Origin of the sequence: Rhodomicrobium sp. R_RK_3 (assembly GCF_002198715.1) — a bacterium.
Classification (GTDB): domain Bacteria; phylum Pseudomonadota; class Alphaproteobacteria; order Rhizobiales; family Rhodomicrobiaceae; genus R-RK-3.
The window spans coordinates 26,416-50,445 of the sequence record NZ_MWLK01000028.1 but is presented as its reverse complement, the minus strand read 5'-3'; the positions used below and the strand labels follow the sequence as shown (position 1 = coordinate 50,445).

Annotated in this window: 29 protein-coding genes, 1 tRNA gene and 1 other RNA gene; 14 read left to right on the top strand and 17 right to left on the bottom strand. The window is 61.5% G+C overall.

The features are described 5' to 3' along the window. The 4 genes from BLEFHOIH_RS27020 to BLEFHOIH_RS26285 all read left to right on the top strand — a co-directional run. Positions 1-233: hypothetical protein (locus BLEFHOIH_RS27020; protein ID WP_210191734.1), on the top strand; the 233-nt coding region annotated here is incomplete at its 5' end. 428 nt (positions 234-661) lie between these two features. Next, on the top strand, positions 662-916 hold the full coding sequence (locus BLEFHOIH_RS26295; protein WP_125461744.1) for a hypothetical protein: 255 nt from the start codon (positions 662-664) through the stop codon (positions 914-916). Further along, positions 916-1,272 (top strand): hypothetical protein, encoded by a 357-nt coding sequence (locus tag BLEFHOIH_RS26290; protein WP_125461743.1) that lies wholly within the window; start codon positions 916-918, stop codon positions 1,270-1,272. Before BLEFHOIH_RS26295 ends, BLEFHOIH_RS26290 begins: the two co-directional genes overlap by 1 nt. Positions 1,273-1,627: 355 nt before the next feature. Further along, positions 1,628-2,008 (top strand): hypothetical protein, encoded by a 381-nt coding sequence (locus tag BLEFHOIH_RS26285; RefSeq protein ID WP_125461742.1) that lies wholly within the window; start codon positions 1,628-1,630, stop codon positions 2,006-2,008. Between the two features lie 616 nt (positions 2,009-2,624). On the opposite strand, the gene BLEFHOIH_RS27540 is transcribed toward BLEFHOIH_RS26285, so the two are convergent. From BLEFHOIH_RS27540 to BLEFHOIH_RS15835, 4 genes are all read right to left on the bottom strand, one after another. Next, entirely contained in the window at positions 2,625-2,759 is a 135-nt protein-coding gene (locus BLEFHOIH_RS27540) for a hypothetical protein (RefSeq protein WP_280950398.1), read from the bottom strand. 13 nt (positions 2,760-2,772) lie between these two features. Beyond that, on the bottom strand, positions 2,773-3,330 hold the full coding sequence (locus BLEFHOIH_RS15845) for an integrase arm-type DNA-binding domain-containing protein (RefSeq protein ID WP_088346993.1): 558 nt from the start codon (positions 3,328-3,330) through the stop codon (positions 2,773-2,775). Positions 3,331-3,466: 136 nt separating this feature from the next. Continuing rightward, positions 3,467-3,541: transfer RNA gene (locus BLEFHOIH_RS15840), tRNA-Glu, on the bottom strand. Positions 3,542-3,593: 52 nt separating this feature from the next. Then, the gene (locus BLEFHOIH_RS15835; protein WP_125461741.1) at positions 3,594-3,962 is read right to left on the bottom strand and encodes a hypothetical protein; all 369 of its coding nucleotides are present in this window, start codon (positions 3,960-3,962) and stop codon (positions 3,594-3,596) included. Positions 3,963-3,983: 21 nt separating this feature from the next. On the opposite strand from BLEFHOIH_RS15835, the gene BLEFHOIH_RS15830 reads away from it, so the two are divergent. From BLEFHOIH_RS15830 to BLEFHOIH_RS15820, 3 genes are all read left to right on the top strand, one after another. Then, the gene (locus tag BLEFHOIH_RS15830; protein WP_088346991.1) at positions 3,984-4,973 is read left to right on the top strand and encodes an RluA family pseudouridine synthase; all 990 of its coding nucleotides are present in this window, start codon (positions 3,984-3,986) and stop codon (positions 4,971-4,973) included. Positions 4,974-5,095: 122 nt separating this feature from the next. Then, positions 5,096-5,974, top strand: a complete 879-nt coding sequence (rpoH, locus tag BLEFHOIH_RS15825; protein WP_088346990.1) for an RNA polymerase sigma factor RpoH — start codon at positions 5,096-5,098, stop codon at positions 5,972-5,974. A gap of 250 nt (positions 5,975-6,224) precedes the next feature. Then, a complete protein-coding gene (locus BLEFHOIH_RS15820) occupies positions 6,225-6,419 on the top strand; it encodes a hypothetical protein (RefSeq protein WP_125461740.1) in 195 nt (64 codons plus the stop codon). A 381-nt stretch (positions 6,420-6,800) separates the two neighbouring features. Here the strand turns inward: BLEFHOIH_RS15820 and BLEFHOIH_RS15815 are convergent, their stop codons facing one another. The 4 genes from BLEFHOIH_RS15815 to BLEFHOIH_RS15800 form a co-directional block, all read right to left on the bottom strand. Further along, positions 6,801-7,901 carry a carbohydrate kinase family protein gene (locus BLEFHOIH_RS15815; protein WP_088346988.1) on the bottom strand — a complete coding sequence of 367 codons (1,101 nt, stop codon included), beginning with the start codon at positions 7,899-7,901 and terminating at the stop codon, positions 6,801-6,803. A gap of 453 nt (positions 7,902-8,354) precedes the next feature. Continuing rightward, a complete protein-coding gene (locus BLEFHOIH_RS15810) occupies positions 8,355-8,636 on the bottom strand; it encodes a hypothetical protein (protein WP_088346987.1) in 282 nt (93 codons plus the stop codon). A 150-nt stretch (positions 8,637-8,786) separates the two neighbouring features. Further along, a complete protein-coding gene (gene ligA / locus BLEFHOIH_RS15805) occupies positions 8,787-10,916 on the bottom strand; it encodes an NAD-dependent DNA ligase LigA (protein ID WP_088346986.1) in 2,130 nt (709 codons plus the stop codon). After that, positions 10,916-11,605 carry a metal-dependent hydrolase gene (locus BLEFHOIH_RS15800; protein WP_088346985.1) on the bottom strand — a complete coding sequence of 230 codons (690 nt, stop codon included), beginning with the start codon at positions 11,603-11,605 and terminating at the stop codon, positions 10,916-10,918. The genes ligA and BLEFHOIH_RS15800 overlap by 1 nt, the downstream gene beginning before the upstream one ends. Before the next feature lie 119 nt (positions 11,606-11,724). Between BLEFHOIH_RS15800 and ruvX the strand changes: the two genes are divergently transcribed. Both ruvX and BLEFHOIH_RS15790 read left to right on the top strand, forming a co-directional pair. Then, on the top strand, positions 11,725-12,219 hold the full coding sequence (gene ruvX / locus BLEFHOIH_RS15795) for a Holliday junction resolvase RuvX (protein WP_245297036.1): 495 nt from the start codon (positions 11,725-11,727) through the stop codon (positions 12,217-12,219). Positions 12,220-12,270: 51 nt separating this feature from the next. Continuing rightward, positions 12,271-12,759 (top strand): isoprenylcysteine carboxylmethyltransferase family protein, encoded by a 489-nt coding sequence (locus BLEFHOIH_RS15790; RefSeq protein ID WP_088347002.1) that lies wholly within the window; start codon positions 12,271-12,273, stop codon positions 12,757-12,759. 13 nt (positions 12,760-12,772) lie between these two features. Here the strand turns inward: BLEFHOIH_RS15790 and BLEFHOIH_RS15785 are convergent, their stop codons facing one another. Together BLEFHOIH_RS15785 and BLEFHOIH_RS15780 are read right to left on the bottom strand one after the other, a co-directional pair. Further along, positions 12,773-13,348, bottom strand: a complete 576-nt coding sequence (locus tag BLEFHOIH_RS15785) for a hypothetical protein (protein ID WP_125461739.1) — start codon at positions 13,346-13,348, stop codon at positions 12,773-12,775. Next, on the bottom strand, positions 13,345-13,704 hold the full coding sequence (locus BLEFHOIH_RS15780; RefSeq protein ID WP_088346982.1) for a hypothetical protein: 360 nt from the start codon (positions 13,702-13,704) through the stop codon (positions 13,345-13,347). Before BLEFHOIH_RS15780 ends, BLEFHOIH_RS15785 begins: the two co-directional genes overlap by 4 nt. Before the next feature lie 278 nt (positions 13,705-13,982). On the opposite strand from BLEFHOIH_RS15780, the gene uvrB reads away from it, so the two are divergent. Together uvrB and BLEFHOIH_RS15770 are read left to right on the top strand one after the other, a co-directional pair. Continuing rightward, positions 13,983-16,340 (top strand): excinuclease ABC subunit UvrB, encoded by a 2,358-nt coding sequence (gene uvrB, locus BLEFHOIH_RS15775; protein WP_088346981.1) that lies wholly within the window; start codon positions 13,983-13,985, stop codon positions 16,338-16,340. A 136-nt stretch (positions 16,341-16,476) separates the two neighbouring features. Then, positions 16,477-16,881 (top strand): VOC family protein, encoded by a 405-nt coding sequence (locus BLEFHOIH_RS15770; RefSeq protein WP_088346980.1) that lies wholly within the window; start codon positions 16,477-16,479, stop codon positions 16,879-16,881. A gap of 18 nt (positions 16,882-16,899) precedes the next feature. Here BLEFHOIH_RS15770 and BLEFHOIH_RS15765 read toward each other — a convergent pair whose 3' ends face one another. The 5 genes from BLEFHOIH_RS15765 to BLEFHOIH_RS15745 form a co-directional block, all read right to left on the bottom strand. Then, positions 16,900-17,466, bottom strand: a complete 567-nt coding sequence (locus tag BLEFHOIH_RS15765) for a ClpXP protease specificity-enhancing factor SspB (protein ID WP_088347001.1) — start codon at positions 17,464-17,466, stop codon at positions 16,900-16,902. A gap of 62 nt (positions 17,467-17,528) precedes the next feature. Continuing rightward, positions 17,529-17,886, bottom strand: a transfer-messenger RNA (tmRNA) gene (gene ssrA / locus BLEFHOIH_RS15760). A gap of 78 nt (positions 17,887-17,964) precedes the next feature. After that, positions 17,965-18,249 (bottom strand): hypothetical protein, encoded by a 285-nt coding sequence (locus BLEFHOIH_RS15755; protein WP_125461738.1) that lies wholly within the window; start codon positions 18,247-18,249, stop codon positions 17,965-17,967. A 142-nt stretch (positions 18,250-18,391) separates the two neighbouring features. Next, the gene (locus tag BLEFHOIH_RS15750; protein ID WP_125461737.1) at positions 18,392-18,736 is read right to left on the bottom strand and encodes a hypothetical protein; all 345 of its coding nucleotides are present in this window, start codon (positions 18,734-18,736) and stop codon (positions 18,392-18,394) included. A gap of 71 nt (positions 18,737-18,807) precedes the next feature. Continuing rightward, positions 18,808-19,023 (bottom strand): cold-shock protein, encoded by a 216-nt coding sequence (locus BLEFHOIH_RS15745; protein ID WP_088347000.1) that lies wholly within the window; start codon positions 19,021-19,023, stop codon positions 18,808-18,810. Between the two features lie 853 nt (positions 19,024-19,876). Between BLEFHOIH_RS15745 and BLEFHOIH_RS15740 the strand changes: the two genes are divergently transcribed. Further along, positions 19,877-20,254, top strand: a complete 378-nt coding sequence (locus BLEFHOIH_RS15740) for a metalloregulator ArsR/SmtB family transcription factor (protein ID WP_088346977.1) — start codon at positions 19,877-19,879, stop codon at positions 20,252-20,254. 61 nt (positions 20,255-20,315) lie between these two features. Here BLEFHOIH_RS15740 and fmt read toward each other — a convergent pair whose 3' ends face one another. After that, positions 20,316-21,248, bottom strand: a complete 933-nt coding sequence (gene fmt / locus BLEFHOIH_RS15735) for a methionyl-tRNA formyltransferase (RefSeq protein WP_170937189.1) — start codon at positions 21,246-21,248, stop codon at positions 20,316-20,318. Positions 21,249-21,359: 111 nt separating this feature from the next. Next, complete coding sequence (gene def / locus BLEFHOIH_RS15730) at positions 21,360-21,878, bottom strand: peptide deformylase (protein WP_088346975.1); 519 nt, start codon at positions 21,876-21,878, stop codon at positions 21,360-21,362. 128 nt (positions 21,879-22,006) lie between these two features. Here def and rmuC point away from each other — a divergent pair, with 128 nt between their 5' ends. Further along, positions 22,007-23,161, top strand: a complete 1,155-nt coding sequence (gene rmuC, locus BLEFHOIH_RS15725) for a DNA recombination protein RmuC (RefSeq protein WP_170937188.1) — start codon at positions 22,007-22,009, stop codon at positions 23,159-23,161. A gap of 232 nt (positions 23,162-23,393) precedes the next feature. Then, positions 23,394-23,873, top strand: a complete 480-nt coding sequence (locus tag BLEFHOIH_RS15720; RefSeq protein WP_088346973.1) for an acyloxyacyl hydrolase — start codon at positions 23,394-23,396, stop codon at positions 23,871-23,873. Positions 23,874-24,030: the final 157 nt, after the last annotated feature.

Genomic DNA, 24,030 nt, shown 5'->3' with positions numbered 1-24,030 from the left:
ATGAGCCATCGGGGACGGGGTCAAAATTGAACGCCGATTACCCCTGGCAGGGGGTCAAAATTGCATGCCGGTTCACAGGCCATCGGCATGATGAAGCGAAAAACATTCTATTAATTATAATCAAGGGTGAGGCAGAGTTGAGTGATCCACTGCAACCTTCAAGAATTGTTCTGTTGCTCAGATTGGCAGTCGCTATCGAAGACTACGAACTGGCAAAGACGCTATGCAGTTGATACTCAGAAAGCTGTTGTCTAGTCGGATTCAGGTCAACTCATATTCTGGTGGTGTAACCTCATATAATCTAAATGGACATCTAGCTGAAGCTGCGGCTTTGTTTGCTCAATTGGAGCAAACTAGGCGATAAGTTCTTCAAAGCATTCAATCGCCAAGCGAAACTTTGAAACGGTTGGTCGGCTCAGCCCGGGCGACCAACGATTCGAATGATGCGCCCGGACAGGGGAATAATAATCCAGGCTGTGCAGACCCATTAAGTGGCGCGAATTTGTGTAACCCACAGGAAGTCGCCATTGGCTTGCAGGTAGGCTATGCGAGCGGATCTGTTTGGAGCGGCTTTCTTGGAGTAGGCGGAATATACTCAGCGTTAAGGTCGGTATTTCAGTCGTCATTTCTAGAAGCTAATTATGTCAGCGTAGGACTTTGGATGAGTCGTGACGAACTTGACTACATGGTCAGTAACGGCCGGATGTTGGAGAGCAACAATAACGGGGTCACCCCAAATTCCGGCGCGTACCGTAATGCCCCGCCGGGCAACGTGTTTGCTGAATTCCAAATACCGAGTTCAGCGATCGGAGCGCAAGGCACCGGATGGGCGAAGATATATGGACCGAATAGCCTGATTGGGAGTTTCAAAGGCATATTGGAAATGCCGCCAGTGAAAAATATAAAGGTACCGTAATGATCGATGATCTCATCAACACTTGGCTTCGCGATTGGCAGCTTGAACCGGATCATTTTGGCGTCAAAATCGTGGTGAGCAAAGGATTTATCGGCGGTACCAAAATGCTGAAAATTGCTGTAGGAGCTGAATCGCCTGAAACGATTACGCAATTTACGGCGTGGGATAGACCTGACATAAATAAAATACTGACAGAAGTAATAGTATTTAACAAAAGGCGAAATATAACTCTATACGTTGCAGAAAAAGAGCACGACTGTCCGAGCGACGCCGTTTATCATTTGTCGTCGACTATGGATAATATGGTTAAGGGCGCATGTGATCAAATGGAGCCAGATCCGACTGTTAAATACTAGCTAAGAAGACGATTGTGTTTGGCTAATCTCACGTCAATGGTGTCCGCATGCGGTGTCCTCGATCTTGGGCAGCGTCATCAAAACCACCTTCTCCTACGACGCCAACGACAGGGGATTGCAATAAACCGTTGTGATACAGCAGGAGCTTGTGCAGTTGGTGGTAGGAAGTAGTTAGCATGCTTACCGACTCAACCGCGTTCGCGATGCATGGCGAGGGCGACCTCACGATGCACAAACCAGCCTTCGGCGAGCCGATAGACTTCGCACCGGAGCTACGGTTACAAACCAAATCAATTACAGCAACGCAGAGCACCAGGCAGTCCTTATTCCCAGGTTCCTTAGGGAAAGGTTTTAAATGACTTTTTATGGGTTAGCCATATTTGTGTTTTCGATTGCTTTCACAAACTTGGTGAAAGCTTGCCCAGTGGGGCAATTGGCTGCACTTTCGAAGGAAACGTTGGGCGAATTACGAAAGGAGGAACTGCCCGCGGGCGACAATGATTCTACTGAAGGTGGTCAATGGCAAATCTTCATTCGAGATGATGCAAGCTTGCATTCGATTATACGACTGGATTTTGGTGAAACCGGACAGCGCCAGATTCGGCTATCTAGGCTGAATCGGCGTGAATTCGCTATAACCCTAAATAATCTGCGGTATGATATACCTCTTAATGCGAATGATCGCGTAGACACAGACACTGCGAATAAGATTTCAAAGGTGTATTTTTTTTTGTGATGGGACCGCGTACATACCGGTTAACGTTGCGGACGATTCGAGTGCTGTCACAAACAGCGATGAGGCGAAAAATTTGAAGTCCACGTTTTTCAGTTCGATCGAATTGGCTCCGTATCTGAGCCGAAGCAGATAGGCGGTTCGATCTCGGGCGGCGTGATCAACACCACGTTCTCAAATGACGCCGACGGCAACCAGATCGCAGGCAACGGCCTTGCCATCAGTTACACCGCCTTTAAAAGCCCGAGACGATCACCCGCGGTTCGGCCACGATCGGCTTTACCCATGACAGCGAGCACTGGTGCTTCAAGTATGCCAGCACGACCGGCGAGCAGCTGTACCTCGCCACAAGCGGCGCGATGGCCGAGCGCCTGCTCGGCGCGGTGCAGTGGACCAATTTCTCTCCGCCGATGGCGAAATCCGGAGCGGCATAATGCGGCTGCCATCTTCGCGGCTGCTGATAATTCGCAAGCTTTCAATCGTACTTACTTTGTGTCTTGCCACCTAGCAGGATGGTAGCATCTCTTGCTAAGATGGGGCGAGGATGCAGTTAGGGCGTAGATACATATGCGATTGTTTTGCGGGCGAGTTCGGGGCTGAAAGCGCAACGAAACGCCAGTCATCCCGTCGAGGGCGCCCCCAGCGTATCGCTCGTCCGGCCGCCGGTCAGGATGGTCCACTCCAGCGCCCTCGCGCTGACCGGCTCCCTGCCTTTCAGCTCCGCCATGAACGCCTGCACGTCGCGCCAGGGCATCGCGGGATGGTGCTCAACGGCGCGGGCGCTGGGGTAGCTGGTCTTGCAGCACATCGAGCCGGGCCGGGTTCTCGCCCTTGAAATAGCCGGCGGCTTTTGCCGCATTCATCACCTGCTCGATCCGGCTCCGCGCTTTGCGCGAGGTCTCCCGGTGCGAGATCCAGATGGGGGCCATGCATGGCGCCACGTCGGCGGGGCGGACCAGGCTGATCGGCATGCGACCGATATGCGGGTAGGCATAGGCGGCGAGCGAGTTGCCCCACTGCTCCCGCGATTTTGGGTGTTTTAGGCCTGGGATGGTGCGCTTGATATAGTCCGCCGCAGCCTCCCTGAAACTGGGCGCTTTCGGTTGCCGTCCGCCGCGCTCCAACTGCGGATCGATGCCCCGCGCAATCTTGTCTCGCAGTTCATCCGACAGCGTTTCGGCCTTGGCCACTGTGACGCGGACGAGCGGACCAAGGCCCAAATCTCGCGTGCGCCCTTGGAAGGAGTAGCGAAAGATCCAGGTGCGGGAGGCCTCGTAAGTCTGAATATAAAGATTTCGGCTGATTCGCGTTAGCGTCTTACCCATAATCGCTACCCCATAGATCAACTCAAGGTTGAGAGGTCATGGGCTATGCTAGCGAGGGACAATTAACGCAAAAGGCCAGCATTCAGGCCGATTTTCACCAAACCTACCGTTTTCGACCTGCGCCGGAAACCAAGTCTGGTGCCCCGTAGGGGAATCGAACCCCTGTTTCAGCCGTGAGAGGGCCGCGTCCTGACCGCTAGACGAACGGGACAAGCATTTACTGCGAGTACGAGATATAAAGAGAGGCCGCGCGGCGGGCAAGATTATTCTTGCGGTGCCAGACGAATGCGTTGCAATTCGCGGCCGGTGGTCAGGTCGATGATCGAGACCTCGCCGCCGCCGGGCTGGCGCAAATGCAGAATCAGCCGGCCCTGATCGGCGAGCACCTGCACAAGCTCCGCACCCGCTTTCACCGGCAGGTTGAGCGTCCCGGCGACGCCGACGGGGATGGTCAGGGGCGAGGCTTCCGGCTTCTTCGCCAGCTTCTGCGACTGCAAATAAATGCCGACGAGCAACAGAATAAAACCGACAACCAGCAGAATGCTCATAATGACGATGGCAATCTTCAATTTCCGCACTTGGCTGGGAGTTAAACTACCGCCCGGCTCTGCTGTTTCGGTCGCGTTCAGCATTGGTCCTCAAAAGTCCTAAAGATGCAGGCAATGGCACATCTGTCGATTACGGCGCAGGCCGATCATGACGGGCAGCGGCTCGACAGCGTCATCGCGGCCGGCTGCCCGGATCTGAGCCGCTCGCGCGCCCGCGACCTGATCAAGCAGGGCCAGGTCCGCGCCAAGGGCCGCACGATAGTCGAGCCCGATTACAGGGTCAAACCCGACGAGATTTTCGACATCGAGATGCCCGAGATCGTCGAGGCCGCTCCGCAGGCGGAACATATCCCGCTGACGGTTCTTTACGAAGACGACGCGCTGATCGTCATCGACAAGCCGGTGGGCCTGGTGGTGCACCCGGCGGCCGGCAATTGGACCGGCACGCTGGTGAACGCACTGATCGCCCATTGCGGCGACAGCCTGTCGGGGATCGGCGGCGTCAGGCGGCCGGGCATCGTGCACCGGCTGGACAAGGACACCAGCGGCATCATGGTCGTCGCCAAGACCGACGCCGCGCATAAAAGCCTTGCCGCGCAATTTGCCGATCATGGCCGCGAAGGCCCGCTGCACCGCGAATATCTGGCGCTGGCCTGGGGCGGGCTGCGTCCCGTCAAGGGCGTGGTCGAAACCAATATCGGGCGCCATCCGAACAACCGCCTGAAAATGGCGGTGCGGCGCAGCGACGGAAAACACGCGGTCACGGAGTATAAGGTAAGGAAAAGCTTGCCGGAGACAGGCGAACCGGTGGCAAGCTTGGTGGAATGCATTCTTAAAACGGGCCGCACGCATCAAATCCGGGTTCATCTGGCCCATCTGGGCCACCCGGTTATAGGGGATAGTCTTTATGGCAGCGGTTTCCGATCAAAAACTCGTGCATTGCGTGAGAAGGCGCAATCTGCGACACTGAGCATGACCAGACAAGCGCTTCACGCGGCTGTCCTCTGCTTCCTCCATCCAACAAGCGGCAAACGTCTGCAGTTTCATTCAGAACTGCCGGCGGATATGCGCGATGTCATGGAAGCGCTGGAATGATCTGGCAAAGGTTCACGGATGTTTGCGTTGCCGGCGAAGGCAATTTGCGGAACGAATGAATTAAACGAGTTGTTCTGCCGTTATGTCGGCGACAACGTACTAGCGTAGAGAAGGACAAGGCCATGGCCTCACTTCCCTCTGTAGCGGCGAGCGGCGGGTTGTCCCGCTATCTTGAGGAGATCCGGCGCTTTCCGATGCTGGAGCCTCAAGAGGAATACATGCTCGCCAAGCGCTGGCAAGAGCATGAAGATACCGAGGCGGCACAAAAGCTGGTCACCTCGCATTTGCGTCTCGTGGCGAGAATCGCCATGGGTTACCGCGGCTACGGCCTGCCCATCGGCGAGGTCATGTCCGAGGGCAATGTCGGTCTCATGCAGGCCGTAAAGCGCTTCGACCCGGAGAAGGGCTTCCGATTGGCCACATATGCTATGTGGTGGATCAGGGCCGCGATTCAAGAATATATCCTGCGCTCGTGGAGCCTCGTGAAGATGGGCACCACCGCGTCGCAGAAGAAGCTGTTCTTCAACCTGAGGAAGCTGAAAGGTCAGCTCCAGGCGTTCGAGGATGGCGATCTGCGGCCGGATCAGGTGGCCACCATCGCGACCAAGCTCGGCGTGCCCGAGGAAGACGTGATCTCGATGAACCGGCGCTTGGCGGGCGATAGTTCGCTGAACTCGCCGCTGCGGGCCGACAGCGATGGCGGCGAGTGGCAGGACTGGCTGGTCGATGAGGGCACGGATCAGGAATCCCAGCTCGTCGACCGCGAGGAACTGGACAGCCGGCGCAACTATCTGACCGACGCCATCGACACGCTCACGCCGCGCGAGAAGCGCATCTTCGAGGCGCGCCGCCTGGCGGAGGACCCGCTGACGCTGGAGGAGCTTTCGAGCGAGTTCGGCGTGAGCCGCGAGCGCATCCGCCAGATCGAGGTGCGGGCGTTCGAGAAAGTGCAAAAGGCGGTCAAGAAAGCCGCCGAAGTCGCCGAGGCGCGGCCGGCCTGACCGGCTCCGATGCGGCGAATGACATTCGAGACAGCCTGCGGGACGCGAGTCCTGCGGGCTTTTTTGTGCCCGCTCGGCGAGCTTCGCACAAAGTGCAAGAGGCATAAGTCCGTGGATCGGCGGGGCGGCTGAACTTATTAACGCCTCATTAACTGTTCTCCACAGAAAATCAGAATCAGGCTAATTCTGACGGCGGTTCGTCAATGACCAAGCGGTGTGTGTTGGGATCCTCGTTCGCCCGGCGCCGCAGATGACGGACCTCGAGATCCAGGCGCGAACCAGCGCTTTGGAAATGCGGCACGAGGGCACCCTATGCAGCATGAGAGACAAGCGGACCGGACCGAACCAGTTTCGGCGCCGGCGGCTTTCGCTCGTCCGCAAGGGCTGCTCGCTTGCGCGCATGGAGCGGGAGCCGGAAGGCACCCAATATCGCCGCCGCGAGTGACCTCGCCAAGAAAGGGATCCGCAAGCGGCTTCGACTGTAATGGAGCGAAGATAGATGCTGAAAAACGGGCTCAAAGAGTTTAGCGAGCGTCTACACCAGCATCATGAAACAGCAGGGTTGCGTATTCGCAGGGGTTTCGTCGATCAAATTTTTGTCGAGCAGACACGATATTTGCATCCGCCCAGTCTTTGCGAGTGATCTAAGCGTTGTTCAATCTCAAGATTGACAGGCAATTGGAGCCGGCCCTTGTGGCCGGTTTCCTTTTGCGGGGAGCGGGCAGAACTCATTCTCGTCGCCCCGGCCGTCAGAGATGACGTCGGCATCGCGGATAAGCCAACGGGTCCCGCCACCGCTTCGCGGCGTCCGGAACGGCGACTTGGGCTACGCCGCCCTCATGGGCCAATCGCGCACCTGGAGCCCTTTTTCCCGCGCCACGGCCTCTTCCAGTTCCGCCAGCTTCAGCAATCCGGTCTGCGTATCGGCGTGGCGCACCACGGAGGCCGAATTCAGCGTCGCGGCTTTGAGCGCGGCGTCGAGCGGCCAGCCCAGGCTCGTCAGCGCGACAAAAGTCGAAGCGAAGGCATCGCCCGCGCCGGCGGTGCCGAGCACTTCGGTCGCTGCCGCCGGGCAATGCAGCACCGTGCCAGCCGTCCCGACGAAGGCGCCCTGGCGGCCATCGGTGACGACGACCATGCCGGCGCCTTCCTTCATCAGCGCCTGCAGGAAGCGCACCAGACTGATCTCGAACCCGCCCGAGGAAAAGCCCCGGCGGATGAGATCCGGCACCGGCTGGTCGGGATCGAAGGGCAGGGAGGGGCCGCCTTCGCCCGCCATCCCGGTCAGCACCGGCACCAGTGCGTTGGCCTCGGCGCGGTTCACGACCAGGATGTCGATCGAGCCGACCGTGTCGAGAAAGGCGCGGCCGCGCGCCGTGAGTTGGCGGATGCCGGGATTGGCCGCGACCTTACAGCCCGCCGCCTTCGCCGCCTTCACCAGATCGGGAAAGCAGTCGGCTGACTGGTTGCTGAGGCTGGAAATGCAGACGATGTCGACCGAAAGCGCCTCGCGCTTGATGTCCTCGATGGCGAGCAGCGTGTTGGCGCCGCGAAAGGTGAAGATCGCGGCATTCCGCTCATGCGAGGAGATCACCACGGAGGCGCCGGTCGGCAGGCGCGGGTCTCGGGTCACCCAGCGTGTGGAGACGCCTTCCTTTTCCAGCTTGCCGAGGATGGAGTCGGCGCGCTGATCGGTGCCGAGCTTGACGATGGCGGAGACGTCGAGCCCGAGCCGCGCCATCGACACCGCCGCATTGACGGCGCCGCCGCCGGGATAGGTGGAGATCTCTTCGGCCTCGATCTTGCGGCCCTCCTCGAGCAGCAGGAAGGACGCATCGGCATTGCGCATCGACATGCGCTCGATGCCGCCGGAATTGATGATGGCGATGGAATCGACCATCGCGCCGCCGACCGTAAGGGCTTTCATGGGCTTAGCCTTTTCAGCCACGCTGGCGCCGGATATGCGCCGCGCAAAACTGCATTCGGGGTCAGATAGACCGTTCGCGGGCGATTGACCACCCCCGAACACACCTTATACCGCGAAGATGGCTGGATCGTAAGAGAGGCGGATTGCGCGGGTGGCATCCGGTGTGCCGAAGCGTTGGCGTTCCAGGCGGAACTCACTGAAATTGATGCAACCCCAGACGAAATCCCAGCGAAGGCGGGGATCCAGTAATACCGGAGCCAGCGGTCGTGCTCTGCCTGACCTCAAATGCTGCGGCGTACTGGATCCCCGCCTTTGCGGGGATTTCGGTGTGATGTGTTTTGCAAGGCTTTGCCACCGACCGGCGGCGGAAGTGCTCCAACGTCGAGCAATGAGTGAGGCGAAGGGCCGGCGTTCCTGCCAAATCGTACCGAACCCTTCGCCCTGGCCGGGGTCCTAGTAGTCGCAGAACCAGACCGGGCCGACCTTCACGCAGCTATCCGGACGGCGGCCTTTGCCACGCCATTCGCGGCACGGCCGGCGGGCGCAATGATTGCCGACATGCCGGTGCCAGCCGCCGGGGCCGCGTTCGCAGCTCGCGTGGCAACCATGGACCCTGGTGAGGCCGTCGCCGACGCTCGGAGCGCCCTGGCCGACCGTGCCGGGCGCCGCGCCCGCGATGCTCGCCGACGCGAGCAACGCGCCAGCGGCTGCCAAAAGCTTGAGACTTTTGATCATTCCAACTCCCTGATTTTAAGCAACTTTGGACTGCCGCGGCAGGTGGGTTGGTTCGGACAGTGCCGACTGCCCGCTTAGTGAAGAAGGTCACACCCCCCGCACCGGAATGAACCATTTGCGGGCGGCTCGGTTCCGGCGGAAACTGTCGTTCTATTTCGGCTGAACGAGGTCCAGCCACTCGTCTTCAGTGACGACATTGACGCCGAGCGCGGCGGCATTCTTCAGCTTCGACCCCGCGCCCGGCCCGGCGACGACATAATCGGTCTTCTTGGAAACCGAGCCCGCCACCTTCGCGCCGAGCCGCTCCGCCATGGCCTTGGCCTCCTGGCGGGTCATGCGCTCCAGCGAGCCGGTGAACACCACCGTCTTTCCCTCGACGGGCGACCCGGCGGTGTCGGCGCGCTCGAAGGGGACGATCTCGATCTGCTTCTCCAGCGCGTCGATGGCGTCGAGATTATGCGCCTCGCCGAAAAAGGCGACCAGCGCGTCGGCCACGACGTCGCCGATGCCGTCGATCTCGTTGAGGTCGCGCCAGGCTTCGCCCTCCTTGTCCTGCGCCGCGATCATGGCGACGCGGAACGCTTCGAAGGTCCGGTAGCTGCGGGCGAGCAGTTTGGCCGTCGTCTCGCCGATATGGCGGATGCCGAGCGCGAAGATCACCCGCTCGAGGCCGATGCGGCGGCGGTCCTCGATGGCCTTGAACAGGTTCTGCGCCGATTTCGAGCCCCAGCCTTCCTTGGCATGGATCGGCTTCAGATTGCCCTTCTCGCGCTCGGCGAGGGTGAAGATGTCGGCGGGCGTCTTGATGCGCTCTTCCAGGTAGAAGGACTCGATCTGCTTCGCCCCGAGACCCTCGATGTCGAAGGCGTTGCGCGAGACGAAATGCTTCAGCCGCTCCACGGCCTGCGCCGCGCAGATCAGCCCGCCGGTGCAGCGCCGCACCGCATCGAGCTTGCCGGTCTTCTCATGCTGCTCGCGCACCGCATGGGAGCCGCAGACCGGACAGATGTCCGGGAAGACATAGGGCACGGCATCGGCTGGGCGCTTCTCCGGCAGGAAGCCGAGGATCTGCGGGATGACGTCGCCGGCGCGCTGCACCGTCACCCAGTCGCCGATGCGGATGTCCTTGCGGGCGATCTCGTCCTCATTGTGCAAGGTGGCGTTCTGCACCACGACGCCGCCGACCGTCACAGGCTCGAGCTTGGCGACCGGCGTCAGCGCGCCGGTGCGGCCAACCTGAATCTCGATGCCGCGCAGGATCGTGGTCGCCTTCTGCGCCGGGAATTTATGCGCGACCGCCCAGCGCGGCGAGCGCGAGACAAAGCCGAGCCGGTTCTGCAGATCGAGGCTGTTGACCTTGTAGACGACGCCGTCGATGTCGTAGTCGAGCGTGGCGCGCTGCGCCTCCGTATCGGCATAGGCGGCGAGCAGTTCGTCGACCGAGCGGCAGACCTTCATCAGCGGATTGACCGGAAAGCCCCAGCGCTTGAAGGCTTCGACGACGCCATATTGCGTCTTGGCAGGCAGCCCCGAGACCTCGCCCCAGGCATAGGCGAAGAATTTCAGCGGCCGCGCCTTGGTGATCGATACGTCGAGCTGGCGCAGCGAGCCCGCCGCCGCATTGCGGGGATTGGCGAACAGCTTGCCGCCCGTCTCCTGCTGGCGGAGATTCATGGCGAGGAAATCCTCGCGGCCCATGAAAATCTCGCCGCGCACTTCGAACACGGCCGGGAAGTCCTTCGCCGTGACCTTGGCCGGAATGCCCTTGATGGTCAGCGCATTGGCGGTGACGTTCTCGCCCTCCGCGCCGTCGCCGCGCGTCGCTGCCGTGACCAGCTTGCCGTCTTCGTAGCGCAGTGAAATGCCGAGCCCGTCGATTTTCGGCTCAGCGGTGACCTCCAACTCGTCGTCCGGGCCGAGCCGCAAGAAACGGCGGATGCGGTCGAGGAATTCGCGCAGCTCGTCCTCGGCGAAGACGTTGCCGAGCGAGAGCATCGGCACCCGGTGCACGACCTTGGCGAATTTCTCCGACGGCGCCGCGCCGACCGTCTGGCTCGGGCTGTCGAACGCTGTCAGCTCCGGATATTCATCCTCGATGGCAAGCAGCCGCGCGCGCAGCTCATCATAGGCTGCATCGGAAATGGTCGGCGCATCCTCGGCGTAATAGCTCCGGTTGTGCTCCGCCATCTCGGCCGCGAGCCGGCGATGCTCCGCCGCTGCCTCGTCGGCGGTCAGGTCGGCTGCCGGTTTCGCGGCCTGCGCTTGCTTGGCGGTCGCCATTATGCGTCGAAGGGCACGCCGACTTCCGGCACCACGACATTCTGCCCCTCCATCTCGGCCAGGAATTTCGAGGCGTCCTGGTCGATGATCGGGAAGGTCGCGTAATGCACCGGAATGATGGTCTTGAACTTGAAATAGCGCTTGCACGCGATGGCGGCCTGCTTGGCGCCCATGGTGAAGCGGTCGCCGATCGGCACGCAGCCGATATCGGGCGCGAAGAATTCCTGCACCAGCGCCATGTCGCCAAAAATCTCGGTGTCGCCCATATGGTAGAGCGTCTTGCCGCCCGAGCGCAGGATCACGCCGCAAGCGGGGCCGAGATAGACGGGAATGCCGTCGACGATGTTTGAGGAGGAGTGGAAGGCCTTGGTGTAGGTGACGTCGTATCCGGCATGGGTGATGGTGCCGCCCGGGTTGCACGGGTCGATATTGGCGACGCCCTGGCCCGCCAGCCACATCGCCAGCTCGAATGGTCCTGTCACGGTGGCGCCGGTGCGCTTGGCGATCTCGACCGTGTCGCCGACATGGTCGAAATGGCCATGCGTTAGCAGGATATGATTGCAGCCTTCGGTGGCGTGCTCGATGCTGCCCTGGAATTGCGAATTGCCGGTGAGGAAGGGGTCGATCAGCAAGACTTTGCCTGCGGTCTCGATGCGGAAGCCTGAATGGCCGAGCCACGTGATTTTCATGGCGTCTCCTTGCGTGTTGCCTGCCTTTGTCTCCCGGCGCAGTATAAAGAGCTACTAACCCGTCACAAGCGCGATTCGCCAGCCTCAAAGAGATGTTATTGCCCGACGCCTCCCCAAAAATCCGGCCCGATTTCAGCATCGAGGCGTTGGCCGCCGCGCTGCCGCGCCAGGGCGCGGTGTTCGGGCTGGATGTCGGCACGAAGACCATCGGCGTCGCCATTTCCGACGTGACCCGGACGGTGGCGACGGCGGTCAAGACCATCCGCCGGAAGAAATTTTCGGCCGACATGGCGGAGCTGTTCGCGCTGGCCGCCGAGCGCGGTGCCATCGGCTATGTCATCGGCCTGCCGATCAATTTCAACGCCAGCGAAGGCCCGCGCGCGCAGGCCTGCCGGGCGTTTGCACGCAACCTCGCCGGGCTGACGTCCGCGCCGATCGCGCTATGGGACGAGCGCCTCTCCACCGCCGCCGCCGAGCGCGCCATGATCGAGGCCGACGCCAGCCGCAAGCGCCGGGCCGAGGTGATCGACGCGGTCGCCGCGGCGTATATTCTGCAGGGCGCGCTGGATCGGATGAAGGGGCTGGATTACGGGCCGAAGGAAAATGAGCGCTGATGCGCCGCCGGTCGGTCAATGGCAGCCAAGAACGAAGCTCGGGAGGACATCATGGCGTCAGCACCTCGGACGCCGGTCCGCGACCACTCAGGCGTCGTCGCTCCGCCGCCGCTGATTTACTTCGGCGTGCTGGCGCTCGGGCTGACGGCCGGCTGGGCGGCCGGCGAACCCGGCATCGGTCTGCCGCTGCTCTGGAGGCTCGCGCTCGGAGCAATCTTTGCCGTCCCCGGCATCATGCTGATCGTCTCGGCCTCGCACCGCTTCCAGGACGCCGGCACGAATGTCGAGCCCTGGCGGCCGAGCACCGCGCTGGTCACCGCGGGCGTCTATCGATTTACGCGCAACCCCATCTATGTCGGCATGGCGCTGGTCTATATCGGCCTCTGCATCTTCGCGGACAGCCTGGTGGCGATAGCCTGGCTGCCGGCGGCATTGCTGATCGTGCATCACGGCGTGATCCGGCGCGAAGAGCGCTACCTTGAGGCGAAATTCGGCGAGGCGTATCTGGCGTATAAGGGAAGCGTCAGGCGGTGGGTTTGACCGGCGAGCGGCGTCATGCGCAGGCGGCTTGGGAGTTGTCCTGGCCGCGCCTTCCCCAGCCGGTGATGGCCTGATCCAGGCTCTCGGCAAGGCTCAGCAGCTTCGAGCGGTTGCTGCCGATGGCATCGTAGCTCAGCGCAATCTTTGCCCGGTCGATATCGAAGCTGTGCGACAGCAGGATCGAGGCGATAGCGGCGCCCAGCGCCTCATGAAACGTATCGTATAAATCGCCCCGGCTTCGGCGCAATTCATCCAGCAGATCGAGAAATTCCTTCCTGGGCGTCGTGACATGCCCGCGATGCTTGATATCGGCCAGGGACTTGGTCAGAAACGACATTGCGCGGCGTCCCGCCCGCTCGTCGGTGACGGCGAGCCCGATGTCGAAGATCATGTCCTTGAGAGGCTCCGGCGTAGCGGGGTCGCGCAAGAGCAGGTCCGCCCGGTCGTAGAAATCGCTGGATGCCATCTTCGCGGCCTGAAGAAAATCCGCCCGGATTTGCGATTGCCAGATCAGCCGGTACAGGACGATGGTGATGGCGCCGAGAGCGACGACCAGCGCGATGGACAGATTTTCATAAGACATCGTCATTCTCGATCGTCTCCGTCTAGCATGGAAAGCTGCTCCGGCGATCTCTCCCTCAGTCTAAGCAATTGCAGCCCCCGCTCTTCTTTCATGCGGGCCAACTCGAGCCGAAACAACCGTTCGGCGATCAACATCCGGTTCCACTTGAGGCCAAGCCATCCGGCAATGAAACACCCCGATAGCAGAAAGGTTACCCCGGCATTTGCTCCGACCATGAGCGCCACAAATGCCAGAACGACGATCATGCCGTAGAGGGCGACATCTTCTCCTATCCTCTCGACCGAATCGGTAAAGGAATGAATGATTGCCGCCGGATCGTAGCCTCCCTTGTTCGCGGGTCCCTTACCTCTGGCTTGCGGCATTCATTCGCGCCCACAATCATCACCTTTTTCTGCCGTTCTATTCAACAAATTCGACGACAGTCATCTAAGTATCAATACCAATTTTCTGATTTATTCGTGTCATTTGGATTTGATTGCGGATCTACTGTGCGTTTTCTCGCAAAAATTGGCCATAATTGGCTCCGGCGCTGCGGGCCTTTCCACAAGGATTTCGGGCGGGCGACCAATCCTGGCGAGAATGACGGGACGATCTCGCGCGAAACCTTCCAAAACCGCACCAAATCCCCCATATTCCGCCCATGCCCCGCAAACCGAAAAAAGCCCTCGCTGAAGCGTCCGCCGTTCCGTATCAGCTCGAGCCGAACAGCACGGCCCTGCTGCCGACCATGGCCAGCCACCCGATCGTCTCGGGGGCGATGCCGATGTTCATGCCACACCGGCCCGAGCGGCCGGAGAAATCCGAAGGCGGCCGGCGTTTCGAGCTGGCCTCCGAATTCGAGCCGAAGGGCGACCAGCCGACCGCCATCGAAGAACTCGTCGCCGGCGCGAATGCCCAGGAGCGCGACCAGGTGCTGCTCGGCGTCACCGGCTCGGGCAAGACCTTCACCATGGCGCAGGTGATCGCGCGCACCAACCGGCCCGCGCTGATCCTCGCTCCCAACAAGACGCTCGCCGCCCAGCTCTATGGCGAGTTCAAGAATTTCTTCCCGAACAACGCTGTCGAATATTTCGTCTCCTATTACGATTACTACCAGCCAGAAGCCTACGTCCCGCGCACAGACACCTATATCGAGAAGGAATCCTCGATCAACGAACAGATCGACCGGATGCGCCATGCCGCCACCCGCGCGCTGCTCGAGCGCGACGACGTCATCATCGTCGCCTCGGTGTCCTGCATCTACGGTATCGGCTCGGTCGAGACCTATACGGCGATGACTTTTGAGCTGAAGCGCGGCGCGCATGTGCAGCAGCGCCAGCTCCTCGCCGACCTCGTGGCGCTGCAATACCGGCGCAACAACATGGATTTCGCGCGCGGCAGCTTTCGCGTACGCGGCGACACGGTCGAGCTGTTCCCGGCGCATTTGGAAGACCGCGCCTGGCGCATCTCGCTGTTCGGCGACGAGATCGAATCGATCGTCGAATTCGACCCTCTGACCGGCGAGAGGACCAATGAGTTCGAGGCGGTGAAGATTTTTGCCAACTCGCATTACGTCACGCCGAAGCCGACGCTGCACCAGGCCGTCAAGGGCATCCAGAACGAATTGCAGCTCCGCCTCGCCGAGCTGAACGAGGCCGGCCGGCTGCTTGAATCGCAGCGGCTGGAGCAGCGTACCAATTTCGACCTGGAAATGATGGAGGCGACCGGCTCCTGCGCCGGCATCGAAAACTATTCGCGCTGGCTCACCGGCCGCCAGCCGGGCGAGCCGCCGCCGACCTTGTTCGAATATCTGCCCGACAATGCGCTGGTCTTCGTCGACGAAAGCCACGTCACCATCGGCCAGCTCAACGCCATGTTCAACGGCGACCGTCGCCGCAAATGGACGCTGGCCGAGCACGGCTTCCGCCTGCCCTCCGCCATGGACAACCGTCCGCTCAAATTCGAGGAGTGGAACGCCATGCGGCCGCAGACGGTCTATGTCTCGGCGACGCCCGGCGCCTGGGAGATGAACCAGACCGGCGGCATCTTCTCCGAGCAGGTCATCCGCCCGACCGGCCTGATCGATCCGCAGATCGACATCCGCCCGGCGAAAACCCAGGTCGACGACCTCATCGACGAATGCCGCAAGACCACCGCGCAGGGCTACCGCGTGCTGGTCACCACGCTGACCAAGCGCATGGCCGAGGACCTGACCGAATATATGCACGAGCAGGGCCTGCGCGTGCGCTACATGCATTCCGACGTCGAGACGCTGGAGCGCATCGAGATCATTCGCGACCTGCGGCTCGGCGCCTTCGACATCCTGATCGGCATCAACCTGCTGCGCGAGGGACTCGACATCCCGGAATGCGCGCTGGTCGCCATTCTCGATGCCGACAAGGAAGGCTTTTTGCGCTCCGAGACCTCGCTGATCCAGACCATCGGACGCGCCGCGCGCAATGTCGACGGCCGCGTGCTGCTCTATGCCGATCACATGACCGGCTCGCTCGAGCGCGCCATCGCCGAGACCGACCGCCGTCGCGAAAAGCAGGTCGCCTATAATGAGGCGAACGGCATCACGCCGCAGTCGATCCGGAAAAACATCGGCGACATCATGTCGAGCGTCTATGAGCGGGACCATGTCCTGGTCGGCGCCGGTCCCGGCTTCTCCGAGGACGGCGCGCCAATGGTCGGGCATAATCTGGCCGCCGTCATCGCCGACATGGAAGTGCGGATGCGCAACGCCGCCGCCAATCTGGATTTCGAGGAAGCGGCAAGGCTGCGCGACGAGGTCAAGCGCTTGCGGCAGGTGGAACTGGCGGTGGCGGACGATCCGCTGGCGCGGCAGGAGGATATCGACGAGCGCACCGGCAAGGCGGCGTCGGCGCGTCCGCGCAGCGCCGCCTTGGCCGCACGCCGCGTCGATCCAATGTCGCGGCCGCATAAGCCGAGCCTCGACGAGATGGGCCCGCATTCGGAGCGGGTGGTGCCGAAAAAGGGCGGGCGGCGGCGGAGTTAGTTGAGTAGGGGCCGGCGCGTGCCGCCACCCCTCACCCGGTCGCCTGACGGCGCCTGCCCTCTCCCTCAACGGAGAGCGCAAAAACGACGGGGCTGTCTCGGATCGCGGCCGGACCAGCATCAAGGGAGGGACCGCCATGGACGAAAATCCCAGCGTCATCAGCCATGTGTCGATCGGCACGAACGATTTCGGCCGCGCAGTCGCATTCTACGACGCCGTGCTCGGCGTACTCGGCTGCAAGCGCGTGATGGAGCATCCCGGCGCGGTGGCCTGGGGCAAGCTCTATCCGGAATTCTGGGTGCAGACGCCCATAGACGGCGGCCGCGCGACGATCGGCAACGGCACGCATTTCGGCTTCATCGCCGCGTCGAAAGCCCAGGTGCACGCCTTCTACGACGCCGCGCTCGAGGCAGGGGCAACGGCCGACGGACCTCCCGGTCCGCGGCCGCATTACGGCGAGCCCTATTATGGTTGTTTCGTCCGGGATCCGGACGGCCACAAGATCGAGGCGAGCTTTTGGGATGAATCGGCGGCCGGGTAGAGCCCCCGCCGCGAAATCTCACTTCTTCCGGAACAGATCCAGCTCGACCACCTTCGCCCCGCCTTGCTCGGGCTGCTCTTCCTGGCGGATGGGCGGATCGCGTTCGGGCTTCAGCGTCTCGACCACCACCAGCGTTTCCGGCTGGGCCTGCGGCCCAGGCAGCGCGGTGCGGTCGGCGGGCAGTTCCGGCGGCGCGGCAGGGATGTCCTCGGCCGGCCGTCCGAGCGGCGTGAACAGATTCGGGTTGAAGCCGAAGGGCACGCTCGGATCGACGAAGCTCTTGATCGAGGAATAGGGAATGACCAGGCGTTCCGGCACGTTGTTGAACGACAGCTTCACCTCGAAGCGGTCGTCATAGACGAGCAGGTCCCAGAACTTGTGCTGGAGGACGATGGTCATCTCTTCCGGATATTGCGCCTTCAGCCGCTTCGACAGGATCGTGCCGGCCGCGCAGGTATCGAAATTGATGTAGAAATGATGCTCGCCCGGCAGCCCACGCTTCTGCACCCGCTGCATGACGGTGCGGATGATGCCGCGCAAGGCCTCGCTGGCCAAGATATCGTAGCGGATCTTGTCCTCGGATATCATTGCTAAGTCGTGATCACCATAAGGGCCAAGCCGCCCCGCGCCGCGCTGTTCGCGGGTTGGGTGGAGGACTTCTGTTGCCCGGTGTCCTCCAAACCGCGCCTAGCCGCGCTGAACGACTAGGACTTTAATTTGGCTAACCGAACCGCATTACGCGGCGAGGCGTGCCTCAGCATAGTTGTCATTTGCAACTATTGAACGGCCCGATGACGGCGGAACCATGCCGAGCAAAAACATACCCTTTACGCCCTCGTCGATCCTAGTTCGCCCCCATCAGAAGCCCGCTTGCGCGGCGGGCTTGTGGTGGAGGCGCCGGGTACCGCCCCCGGGTCCGAAAGGTTTATTCCGGCAGTCATTTATCGCCATAGCCAGCGAACTGGCACGCTCAATATATGGTCATCGGACCTTAAAAAAAAGGCCGAATGTCCGTTTTAGGCGCTTATACGGGATGCACTGCGAAATAAACCACGGCGGGTGACGACGAGGGGAGAACCGGGGCTAGTAGCAGACGTCCGCGGTCGCCTTGCAGGTATGTTCGTCGAACAGGCCGACATCGAGATAGAGCTCGCAGGAGACATCCTTCTTGCCGGTCTTGTATTTCTTGACCCCCTTCTCGGCCGCCCACTTCTCGATATATTTGTCGAGCAGCGCGATCGCGTCGCGGGTGGGGCCTTCCTTGCCGTAATCGTTCACGGAATAGAACAGCGTCGTGCATTGCTGCTTGGCTGCCTGGGCGGTGCCGGCGCCGGCCATCGCGAGGGCGGCGAAAGTCAGGGCAATCATGCGATTCCGGGAGAAGATCATATCCAATTGTCCCAATTGAGTGTCACTGCGCCCATCTTTGCTTAAGGACAAACCGCGCCGCTAGGGCGATCCCGCCACATCAAGCAAAAAATGCAACCTGAGGGTGATTGGCGCGCGAGGGCTAGCGGCACACGACAGCTTGCGCCGTGCACTCATACTCATCCAGCCATTCGATATAGATCTTGCAGTCGTTCTTCCGGTCCTTGGTCTTGGCCGTGAAACTGCCGCGATGCTCCCAGGCGGAAATCTCGCTGTCGAGCGCCTTCTCCGCATAGCCGCGCACGGAGTCGACGCCCCAGCCGACCATCTTGCCGGTGAGGGTTTTGCAATTGGAGGCACTGTCTGCCTTGGCTTTCGCCTGTGGCTTGCCCGCATCGCCCTTGGCGAGAGCGGCATCGGAAAGACCCGCAGCCGCACCCATCGTGGCCATGCCCATGACCACGCAAAAACCGAGTGTTTTCAGCATTTTATCCCACGCAAACACCGCGCAGGACCGCCGACCGGTCCTGCGGGTCTACGTCTTGGGATTTACCCGATTTATTCGGAAACCTGAAGATTGATCGCCTTAGGTCCCTTGCCGCGCGGATCCGGCTGTGTCTCGAAGGAGACACGCATGCCCTCGTCGAGCATGGGAACGCCCGAGCGTTCGACCGCGGAAATATGTACGAAAACGTCCTTACCGCCCTCATCCGGTGTGATGAAGCCAAAACCCTTCGACTGATTGAAGAATTTCACCGTGCCCGACTGACGCATGCTCTGCTCCTTCAAGTCCCCAACGATAGCTCCGGCGACCAACGGCCGCGCCGAAAGGTGAGGCAGTCATTCAGATGTCGGGGAAAACCAGAACATGCTTGTTCGCCAAAGCGAATTACAACGCGCATCGTCACTATTTCCACCGGGTCCTACAGGCCGCCCGATGGCCCGAAGTATGGTGGATTTGATTAAGCTCGGCAACAAAATTTAGCAATACGAATACCGGGATGGCCAATTCGTATACGATCCCAAGTTCATCCTGCGGCGGGCCGATTTCGGGGCTGGAAAAGCTGATGAATGCTTAGACAATTGGGGTATGCGGATGAGTAAGGCGCAAGGCAAAACCGGGCATTTCCCGCTCGGAGCGTGAGTATTGGGCAGCCGGATCTGGGCGCGATTTCCTGGCTTGCGTCTCCGGCGCGCGGGCGGCGTCCTGCCGCGCCTGATTTTGCGGCAGCCGATTCGGTGATCCCGCTCTCCAAATCAGGGCGATTCTCCGCAGCATAGGTAGAATCCACAGGTCATTGCCCACTATTATGTCAAATCATCCGTGTTCGCCTGAATCTGTGCCAAAAAACACTTATTCAAAAATACGTACGTTGCGCTGCACGCAAATATTCCGTCGGCCGATTCGTGACAGGTGGAGGATCATCATTACAATGAGTTAGAAGAAGTGTCTTTGACCCGAGCTGGCGACGAGACATGGGCGCCCTGTGGTGCAGAAATGCTACCGCAACGCAGCATAGGGTTCCGCTCCTATAGCCAATCACGACTGAAACGCGTTAAGAAATCTGGATCAACTGCAGTGCTTCCATGCGAGCGAGTCTTTGCTGCGATGCCGAAATCACCAGCCATGTTTCCACGGGAAATAGAAGAAGCGCTGCATTCGTCGGCCAATTACTCGCCCGATTTGCAACAGCTCATGCAGCGCGCGCGTCTTGCCAGCGACTTTCTGAAAGCGCTTTCGCATGAGAGCCGGTTGCTGCTGCTCTGCCTGCTGGCGGAGCGCGAGCGATCGGTCACCGAGCTCGAAACCATTCTGCAATTGCGCCAGCCGACCGTCTCGCAGCAATTGGCGCGGCTGCGCACGGAAGGGCTGGTCGCCCCTCGCCGCGAAGGCAAGACCATCTTCTACCGGCTCGCCAATGAAGATGTCCGGCGCATGATCGCGCTCATTTACGAGATTTTCTGCCGCGATTACGAGAAGGCCGGCGAGAACGCGGCCTCCTAGATCACGATGATTTTGGATTGGATCAATCCAAAATCATGTCGTCCCGCTCTAGCCGCCCCGTTCAACTGAAATGCGTGCCCTGGGCGAGTGGGAAGCCGCGCAGGAATTCCGCCCCCAGCATCGGCTTCTTGCCGGAACGCTGCACCCGGGTAAACCGCACCGCATGTTGCCCGCAGGCGACGGTGAGCTGGGAATCCAGAAGCCGCCCCGGCTCGCCCCTTCCCTGCACCACGATCGAGCGCAGCACCTTGATCCGCTCGCGCCGCCCAGCCAGCAGCGCCTCGAACCACGCACCCGGATGCGGCGATAGCGCCCGGATCTTGTCATGCACTTCAACGGCGGGCAGGCTCCAGTCGATGCGCTCCTCATCCTTGGTGATCTTGGCGGCGTAGGTGACGCCCTGCGACGGCTGCGGCCGGCATTGCAGCCGCCCCTGGCCGAGCCGGTCCAGCGCCCGCGCGATCAGCTTGGCGCCTTTCAGCGACAGCTCGTCATGCAGCTCGCCCGCTGTCATGTCCGGCCCGATGGGCAGCCGCTCGCCCATACAGACGGGGCCGGTATCGAGCCCTTCATCCATCTGCATGATGAGCACGCCGGTCTCGGCATCGCCCGCCATGATCGCCCGCTGGATCGGCGCGGCGCCCCGCCAGCGCGGCAGGAGCGAAGCGTGGATGTTCAGGCAGCCATAGCGCGGCGCCTCCAGGATCGGCTTCGGCAGGATCAGCCCATAGGCGGCGACGACGGCCACATCGGCGTCATGGGCGTAGAATTCGTTCTGCACCTCGGCCGAGCGCAGGCTTTTGGGCGTGAACACCGGGATGCCGGCCTCCTCGGCGAAATGCTGCACCGGCGATTTGCGCGCGGCCATGCCGCGTCCCGCCGGCCGGGGCGGCTGGCTGTAAACCGCCAGCACATCGTGGCCGAGCGCCACCAGTTCGGAGAGCGGGGGCACCGCGAAATCGGGGGTGCCCATGAAAATAACGCGCAATGGAATCATGCCTCAAGTGCCTTTCGCGGGCGGTCCCGCAGGCGGCCATGGTCGCATGTTCATAGCGCAAGGGGCGGCGAAAACTGAAGTCCTGATTACCGCGCCTCGGCGGAAATCTCACTCCGTCGTCTCATCCCGGCGCGCCCTGCGATATTTGCGGACCAGAACGTTCCGCTTCAGCCGTGAGAGATGATCGATGAACAAGACGCCGTCCAAATGGTCGATCTCGTGCTGGGCGACGGTCGCAGCATGGCCGTTCAGCCACTCCTCGACCAGCTTGCCGTCCTTGTCGAGATAGCGCACCAGGATCGAGGCCGGGCGCTCGACCTCGGCGAAAATGTCCGGGATCGACAGGCAGCCTTCCTCGTAGGTCCGCCGCGCATCGCCGCTTTCGAGAATTTCCGGATTGATCAGGAAGCGCGGCGCGGGCGGCTCCTCGCCCTTGGCCGGGTCCATCACGAAGATCCGCCGCGACACGCCGATCTGCGGCGCCGCCAACCCGACGCCCGGCGCCACATACATGGTCTCCAGCATATCGGCGAGCAGGCGCAGCGTGTCGGTATCGACCCGCTCCACGGGGGCCGCCGCCTTCCGCAGGATGGGGTCGGGATAGAGGATGATGGGTCGTTTGGCCATGAGCGTCAGATAAGCGGATTACCGGACTTGGTCAACGGCGCTTTTCATGGTTTTTAGACTTGCCGTTCGCTTTTCGTTCGAGAAGGAATCAGCCTAGGCTGCTGGCCGGGATTCTCATGAGGATCGGCATGGCGGAAACGATGATTTGGCAGCTTCGCGGCGTGGGCGTCGACCCGCTCATGGTTTTTGCCGCCATCGCCGGGATGGCGCTGATCGGGCTGGTGACGCTAATAGTCGTCGTCTGGCGGAACGGGGCGGCGCGCTCGCGCGAGGCGGCGCAGCGCCAGAGCGAGGCGCGGCTGTTCGAAATGGAGGTGGCCGAACTGAAGGGCCGTTTGCATAGCATGGTCGAGCTTGCCGGGCAGGGCCAGGCGGAGCTGAGCCGCGCCATCCATGAGCGGCTCGACCGGGTCAGCCAGAATCTCGGCGTCAATCTGGAGGAGACGAGCCGCAAGACCTCGGAGAATCTGGCGCGGCTGAACGAGCGGCTGGCGGTGATCGACACCGCCCAGCGCAACATCACGGAGCTGTCGACGCGCGTCGTCTCGCTGCAGGACATTTTGGGCAACAAGCAGCAGCGCGGCGCCTTCGGGCAATTGCGCATGGAGACCATCATCGAGGACGGCCTGCCGCGCGAGTCCTACAGCTTTCAGGCGACGCTCTCCAACGGCAAGCGGCCGGATTGCGTCATCCATCTGCCGGGCGCCTCGGGCGGCATCGTCATCGACGCCAAGTTTCCGCTTGAGGCATTCGAGGCGCTGCGCACGGCGCGGGACGAGGCGGCGGGAAAAGAGGCCATGCGCCGCATCCGCTCCGATGTCGGCGGCCATGTCGATGATATCGCCGCGAAATACACGCTCCCCGGCGAGACGCAGGACACCATGCTGATGTTCGTCCCCTCGGAGGCGACCTATGCCGACCTGCACGAGAATTTTCCGGACCTGATCCAGAAGGCGCACCGGGCGCGGGTGGTGATCGTCTCGCCGAACATGCTGATGCTCGCCGTGCAGACCATGCAGGCGATCATGAAGGACGTGCGCACGCGGGAGCAGGCGGGGGTGATCCAGCGCGAGGTCGGCGTGCTGCTGACGGATGTGAACCGGCTGAAGGAGCGCGTGCTGGAGTTCCAGAAGCATTTTGGCCTGCTCAGCGGCGACGTCGAGAAGATCGTCACCTCCACGGAGAAAATCGCCAGCCGGGGGCGCAGGATCGAGGGGCTGGAGCTGGAGGAGAAGACCGCGAAAGTGGTCGCGGTCAGTGGGAATGGGAGCGTTGCCCGCTAAGGCGGTGCCGCGTGCCCTGCCGGACACGGGAGGCCGGATTCTGCCGCTAAGGTCCCGATTCGCTCCATCAGTGCTTGCCGTTCGCGCTGCAAAGCCTAGGATGCATAAGGCATTAGACGTTTAGGCAGTCTGTGCGGCAAGGCATTGGGGGCAGGCGTTGCAGCGTTCTCGTTTTAGCCATTGGCGGCCGGCTTTTGTCCTCGCCGCTTCCTTGGGGTGCGCTGTGCCGGCCATGGCAGGCGACCTGTTTTCCGAGATCAAGATCGGCATTCTCGACCACGACACGCCGGACTTGTGGAGCGGTTTCCGTCGCGAGCAGGAGTCCGTCGACATCAATGTCGAGGCGATCCTGTCTCCGTCGGCGGCATTTTTCGGCGGCACGCTGCGGCCCGCGGTCGGCGCCACGATCAACACCGAGGGCGACACGAGCCACGCCTATATCGACGCCCGCTGGCAATATGAGACGGCGAGCGGCATCTTCTTCGGCCTCGGCGTCGGCGCCGCCATCCACGACGGCAATCTCGACGCCAGCGATCCGGACAAGAAGGCGCTGGGCTCGCGGCTGCTGTTCCATATTCCGGCGGAACTCGGCTTTCGCGTCGACGAGCAGAACAGCGTCTCGCTCTATTTCGAGCATACGTCGAACGCCTATACGCAGGACGAGAACGAGGGCATGGACCGTCTCGGCGTGAGGTATGGGTATCGGTTTTGAGGGCTTCTTGGTAGCCGCGGACCCGCTATATTGAGTTTGCCGAACCCTAGTGGAGCAGTTGGGTCCTCAAATGCAGCAAGCAATCGTGCCCTACTGCACCAAATCCATTTGCTTTTGATCATCCTTGCACTTGCTCGCGTCGTTAAAGCCGTCTAAT